General features: G+C 43.3%; 6 protein-coding genes. 5 read left to right on the top strand and 1 reads right to left on the bottom strand.

All coding sequences use genetic code 11. The features are described 5' to 3' along the window. Positions 1-4: 4 nt before the first annotated feature. On the bottom strand, positions 5-2,350 hold the full coding sequence (locus A3G19_RS08395; RefSeq protein ID WP_294871984.1) for an EAL domain-containing protein: 2,346 nt from the start codon (positions 2,348-2,350) through the stop codon (positions 5-7). An 81-nt stretch (positions 2,351-2,431) separates the two neighbouring features. On the opposite strand from A3G19_RS08395, the gene flgA reads away from it, so the two are divergent. From flgA to hisS, 5 genes are read left to right on the top strand one after another with little or no spacing between them, the layout of a single operon-like run. Continuing rightward, entirely contained in the window at positions 2,432-3,295 is an 864-nt protein-coding gene (gene flgA, locus A3G19_RS08400; RefSeq protein WP_294871986.1) for a flagellar basal body P-ring formation chaperone FlgA, read from the top strand. Beyond that, the gene (locus A3G19_RS08405) at positions 3,292-3,819 is read left to right on the top strand and encodes a UbiX family flavin prenyltransferase (RefSeq protein ID WP_015653711.1); all 528 of its coding nucleotides are present in this window, start codon (positions 3,292-3,294) and stop codon (positions 3,817-3,819) included. Before flgA ends, A3G19_RS08405 begins: the two co-directional genes overlap by 4 nt. Further along, positions 3,812-4,303, top strand: a complete 492-nt coding sequence (gene coaD, locus A3G19_RS08410) for a pantetheine-phosphate adenylyltransferase (RefSeq protein WP_015653712.1) — start codon at positions 3,812-3,814, stop codon at positions 4,301-4,303. Before A3G19_RS08405 ends, coaD begins: the two co-directional genes overlap by 8 nt. After that, complete coding sequence (gene tmk / locus A3G19_RS08415; RefSeq protein WP_294871989.1) at positions 4,288-4,869, top strand: dTMP kinase; 582 nt, start codon at positions 4,288-4,290, stop codon at positions 4,867-4,869. Before coaD ends, tmk begins: the two co-directional genes overlap by 16 nt. Continuing rightward, positions 4,866-6,086, top strand: a complete 1,221-nt coding sequence (gene hisS / locus A3G19_RS08420) for a histidine--tRNA ligase (protein WP_294871991.1) — start codon at positions 4,866-4,868, stop codon at positions 6,084-6,086. Before tmk ends, hisS begins: the two co-directional genes overlap by 4 nt. The last annotated feature ends 89 nt before the right edge of the window (positions 6,087-6,175 follow it).

The following is a 6,175-nucleotide window of genomic DNA, read 5'->3' on the forward strand; positions in this document are numbered from 1 at the left end:
AAAATTATAAATGGGCTTGACAATTCTGAACATCATGATTAAGCAACTCTTCAAAGGTATTGACTTGAACCGGTTTACTGCACAAATACCCTTGAAAATATTGGCATCCATGACTTTCTAGGAATTTGAACTGCTCAAACGTTTCAACACCCTCTGCTATAACATCCAGTTTAAAAATCGAAGCCATCGACAAAATAGTCTCAACCAAAACCGCATCATCATTATCACTCATAATGTCACGTACGAAACTTCGATCAATTTTAAGCGTTGTAAACGGAAGCCGTTTTAAATAGGCGAGAGACGAATACCCTGTACCAAAATCGTCCATAGAAAGGCAAATACCGGCAGTACGAAGACGGTTCATTTTATCGATTACCGTATCGACTTTGTCAATAATCATCGATTCGGTAAGCTCCAGTTCAAGCATATAGGGGACAATACCGGTTTCTGCAACAATGCGGATCACTTTTTCGACAAAATCGCTTTGTCTAAACTGTACGGCACTTACATTGACCGCAATACGCTGAATATGCGATTTACTCACATGAGCGGCACGCCATCGGACGAACTGTTTGCACGCTTCCATCAAGACCCATTCGCCGATAGGGACGATCAATCCGCTCTCTTCGGCAATGTTAATGATTTCATCGGGCATTACCAGCCCCATTTCAGGGTGATTCCATCGTAGCAATGCTTCGGCTCCGATGATCTTTCTTGTAGAAATTTCAATGACCGGCTGATAATAAAGTTCCAACTCACCGTTTTTAATCGCATGGCGAAGCGCATTTTCCATAAACAGCCGTTTTTTAATCCATTGGTCCATTTGCTCTTGATAAAATCGGGTCGTATTTCTCCCCTCTTTTTTCGCCTGATACATCGCCGTATCGGCAAATTTCAGTAAATCATCCGCATTTTGTTCATTTGAACTCACGATCGCTATTCCGATACTGGAACTGGTGGTGATAGATTCGGCCTGCCCGACATCAAAAGAAAAAGAGAGAACTTCATGAATTTTTTCCGCAACCGTCTCTGCACGCTGGGCCGCGATATGAGGATCACTCCCGAGTTCATTCAGCAAAATAACAAACTCATCTCCGCCTAAACGTGCAACGGTGTCTCCCTCTCTGCATATAGAGCTCAGACGTACCGCCGTCTCGATCAAAAGGGCATCACCCACATGATGCCCTAAAGAGTCATTAATACTTTTAAAATGATCCAAATCCAAAAACATAATGGCAATCAAACTTCCATGTCGGCGATAATGTGCCAAAGACTGTTCAACGCGATCTTTCAGCAGTACACGATTGGGGATATCGGTCAGGGCATCGAAATAAGCCTGATGCTTCATTTTTTCTTCGGCAACAACTCGTTCAGTAATATCAGAGACGATCGCTACCCCACCGATAATACGTCTATGAGTATCATAAATCGGAGAAGTGCGTAAACTTATCCAGAGATTAAGCTTGTTAACCATTGTCGTATAAGGACCCTCATAGAACCCTTTTTCACCCTGAACAGATTCATCTAATGATTCATACAAACAGCTATCCGGCAGTTTTTTCAAATCTAAACCGATCATCCTTTCATGGCTGATTTTTAAAATTTGAAGCATCTCATTATTGGTTTCTACAACAATTAAATCGGTGTTGTAATAAAAAATACCGGCAGGAGCATCTTTAAAAATAGTTTCAAAACGCTCTTCGGAGAGGATAAGCGCTTCCGTCGCTTTTTGATGCAGAATTTTCGATATTAACGCATTCATGATATTGACATGTATCCGCTTAGCCGCAATCGCTAAAAGGATAAAAAATATCACAACCAAAATTCCCATCATTTGAAACTCGAAACCGCCATGAAAAAACATCACGGCAAATAAAGGGGCTAGGAGCAAAAATAAAAATATTATAACGACCGAAAATAGTGATGCCAGTGTTCCCGACGCAATCGATGCAATACCTGAAAGAAGAAAAATAAGAAAAAATTGATGCAGGGTATTCGGGGTTTGATAGATAAAAAATGCAATGCTCCCCCACACGGCCGCAGAAGTAAACATAACATACTGAAAACGTCTCTCCCATACAGCCGTGTTGTAACGGTTTTGGTCATTTTGATACTCTCTAAGCAGCCAAATACGCCAAAGCAAAGTTATTACAACCATTAGAAACCACAGGCTGATCAGCGAAGGCTGTAAGGTATTGTAAAAAAGAAAATAGATAACGATGGAGCCAAATAAAAGGGGGTACACGGAAGCAAACGCTTGTTTGTAAGCAATATTCACCTGTTCACTGCGAATACGTCCCTTCTCCAACGCATCGAGGTCCGCCAATACATCTTTGTTTCTAAAAGTCATATACCGTCTACTTCATAAAATATTGGCATAGGATAACGTAACAGAGATGAAAAACAAATTCCGTTATGTTACAATTCTACGATGTATAAGATATTGCTGTTGATTACCTATTTTTTTACCCTTAATGCGTATGAATTGTCTGAAAATTATACGTATAAAAATACCATTGTTTATTCAAACGATTTATTTCCGGAGCTCACTCAAAAATTTGAACTCCTAAAAATACCTTCGGAAAAAGAACACTATCGTGTTGACGCACAAATCATCGCCAAATCATTCGAGCTACACGGCATAGCCATAGATATTTCAAAAACACGATACGTCAATTTCACCAAATACAGCCCCGTTGATTTCATCCCCCTGAAAACTCAACTCTCCCAGATGCTTCAAGAGCGTTATCCGTCGATCCAGATTGAGAATATTACCATCACCCCCAGAGGCTATCTAAGCTCTTTAAACAAAGAGGTACGAGGAGTATTTGATGATCATTTTTATCAGCGCTCAACCGGAACGTTTTACATTCTCAATCCCCAAGGATTGAGACACTATCTCGATTATTCGGTGTATGCAACAATAAGCGTTCTCCATACAACCCAAAAAATTACACGTCGTGAGCGCCTGAGCGGATTTAATACACTCCTAAAACCGATACCCTTTACCTCGTTCAAAGACAAACCTCTCACTACCCTCCCCGATCAACCCTCACGCTACCGTTCAAACCTCAAACAAGGACAGCTCTTGACCCTGCGCAATATCGAGACAATACCTTTCGTTTTGAAAAATGAAAAAGTTGTTGTCGAGATACGAAGCGATGGCGTTATGGTGGAGTTTGGAGCAACTGCAACGCAAGAGGGGTCACTCTATGATATTATTACAATCCAAAAAAGCGACGGCAAACGTGCCAAAGCAAAAGTTATCGGAGAAAATCGGGTGGAATTACAATGAAAATCGTCGTAGGAATCAGTGGCGCGAGCGGAGCGGCTTTAGGGCTGAAACTCGTTCGTGCCCTCCCTGCTGAGGTACAAAAGCATCTGATTGTGTCCGATCACGCCACGATTGTTTTAGAAAAAGAAGAGAACCTGACGCTCCATAAAAACGATGAAATCTGGGCTTCCGTAGCATCAGGTTCGTACGGTGCCGATGCGATGATCATTACCCCGTGCAGTATGAATACCCTCGCTAAAATCGCTTGCGGAATTGCCGATAATCTCATTACCCGTGCCGCTGCGGTGATGATCAAAGAGCGACGCACCCTCGTTCTCGCCCCTCGTGAAATCCCTTTTTCTCCCATCGCATTGGAAAATATGCACAAACTCTCTATGATCGGAGTCATTATCGCTCCTCCGGTATTAGCATACTACGGGGATCAAGAGGATTTGGAATCGATGGAAAACTTTATGATCGGCAAGTGGTTTGATCTTCTCGGTATTCAAAACGATCTCTATAAACGATGGAATCCTAATGCATAAAATTGCTCTTTATCCCGGAACCTTTGACCCTATCACCAACGGTCATTTCGATATTATCGAGCGGGGCATTAAACTATTTGACGAAGTGATCATCGCCGTTGCGGATTCACAGGAGAAAAAGCCGATGTTTACGTTGCAAGAGCGGGTTGATATGGTGAAGTTGGCGGTCAGAGATTTAGAACGGGTACAGGTTGTCGGATTTGACAATCTCACGGTTGAACTTGCCAACACCCTCGGAGCTACTGTCCTTATACGTGGACTTCGAGCCGTAAGCGATTTTGAATTTGAATTGCAATTAGGGTATCTCAATAACTCCCTCGATCCCAACATCGAAACGGTTTATCTGATGCCAAAACTCAAACACGCGTTTATCAGCTCCTCCATCGTCCGAAACCTATTGAAATTCAACGGCAAAACAGTCCATTTGCTCCCTGAGCCTGTCCAAAATGTTATCGGGAGTATGAAATCATGTACGTTGCGATAGAGGGGATTGATACCGCCGGCAAAAGTACTCAGATCGAAGCACTTCGATCTATATTCACCGATGCTCTGATAACGAAAGAGCCGGGGGGGACACCTGCGGGTATTGAAATTCGGAATATGGTTTTATTCGGTAATCTAAAAAGTAAAATGGCAGAGATTTTACTCTTTTTAGCGGATCGTGCAGAGCATACCGAAGAAATAATATTGCCTAATATGAATAAACTCATCATCAGTGACCGATCCGCCGTATCGGGTATGGCATACGCCAGTGTCCAAAATCTCTGCGATGAACCCGTACTGGTATCGCTGAATCGTCTCGCTACCAATGGAACTCTGCCCGATACGGTCTTTATTCTCAAATTAACACCTGAAGAGCTTGCCTACCGCCTGAGCCAAAAAGAGCACGATGTGATCGAATCACGCGGAATCAACTATCTTCTCGATATCCAAAATGCCCTTATCGCTTCGGCGTATGCACTCGGAATCCAAACCCATGTAATCGATGCGACACAATCTATCGATACGATTACAAACGAAATTACCACCCTTATCAAAGGAGCCTTATGATCCAATCTTTGCGCGGAATGAACGATATCCTCTCTGAGGACTTCGAGCGTTTTGAATATTTTATTGCCACAGCTTCGGCTATCGCCAAGCGATACGGGTTTCATTACATCGAAACTCCACTCCTCGAAGAGACGGCACTGTTCAAACGCTCAGTCGGAGAAAGCAGTGACATCGTCGGCAAAGAGATGTATCAGTTCATCGACAAAGGTGAAAATGACGTATGTCTCCGACCCGAAGGTACAGCCGGAGTCGTCCGTGCATTCATACAGCACAAGCTCGATAAAAAAGGGGGAATACACCGCTTTTATTATCACGGACCGATGTTTCGCTATGAGCGTCCTCAAAAAGGGCGTCTACGCGAATTCCACCAATTCGGAATTGAGAGCTTTGGCGTCGATTCAGTCTATGAAGATGCATTGATGATTATGATGGTGTCCGACATACTTAAAGCGCTCGGTATCGGCTATCGTCTCAAACTCAACTCTCTGGGCGATCAACACTGTATGCCTTCTTATCGCGAAAAGCTCGTCAATTTCGTCGAGAACTGCGGTGATGCGATCTGCGGCGATTGTGAACGCCGGAAACTCATCAACCCTATTCGAGTACTCGATTGCAAAAATGAGACGTGTCAAAGCCTCTATACGAACGCTCCGAAATTGATCAACAACCTTTGCGACGGATGCCAAAGTGATTTCGATACCTTAAAAATGATTTTGGATCAACACACTATCGCGTATGAGATTGATACCAACCTCGTTCGTGGTTTGGATTATTACTCTAAAACCGCATTTGAGTTCGTCAGTGACAACATCGGGAGCCAAAGCGCGATTGCCGGTGGTGGACGCTATGATCGGCTTATCGAATTTTTGGATGGGAAACCTACCCCTGCGGTAGGCTTTGCTTTGGGGATTGAACGCCTCTTAGAGCTTATCGTGATGCCAGAGTCTGTTCGTGAGGGATACTACTTCGGTGCGATGGATGCAGAAGCCATTACCCCCATCCTGCTGGCCGCTGAAAAAATTCGCCGTACCCAAAAAGCGGTTGTGGAATACGAACCACGTTCACTTAAAGCGCATTTAAAAGGGGCCGATCGTATCAATGCCCGTTATTGCGCCGTAATCGGTGAAAATGAGCTGGCACAAAACAGTATCTGGATTAAAGATTTGGTGGAAAAAACCGAATCCGTAATTTCACTAAATGAACTATTATCTCTTTAGCCAACCAAAGGACAAACATGCAAAACTATGGTATTGATATTTGGGGTGAAAACAACTTTATGATCGATCAGGGGATGGTTAAGGTTAAC

The organism is Sulfuricurvum sp. RIFCSPLOWO2_12_FULL_43_24 (assembly GCF_001829605.1).
Classification (GTDB): domain Bacteria; phylum Campylobacterota; class Campylobacteria; order Campylobacterales; family Sulfurimonadaceae; genus Sulfuricurvum.

Bases quoted from the DNA above. Each gene is read 5' to 3' on its own strand.
- A3G19_RS08395 (WP_294871984.1), bottom strand. From the start codon at position 2,350: ATGACTTTTAGAAACAAAGATGTATTGGCGGACCTCGATGCGTTGGAG.
- flgA (WP_294871986.1), top strand. From the start codon at position 2,432: ATGTATAAGATATTGCTGTTGATTACCTATTTTTTTACCCTTAATGCG.
- A3G19_RS08405 (WP_015653711.1), top strand. From the start codon at position 3,292: ATGAAAATCGTCGTAGGAATCAGTGGCGCGAGCGGAGCGGCTTTAGGG.
- coaD (WP_015653712.1), top strand. From the start codon at position 3,812: ATGCATAAAATTGCTCTTTATCCCGGAACCTTTGACCCTATCACCAAC.
- tmk (WP_294871989.1), top strand. From the start codon at position 4,288: ATGTACGTTGCGATAGAGGGGATTGATACCGCCGGCAAAAGTACTCAG.
- hisS (WP_294871991.1), top strand. From the start codon at position 4,866: ATGATCCAATCTTTGCGCGGAATGAACGATATCCTCTCTGAGGACTTC.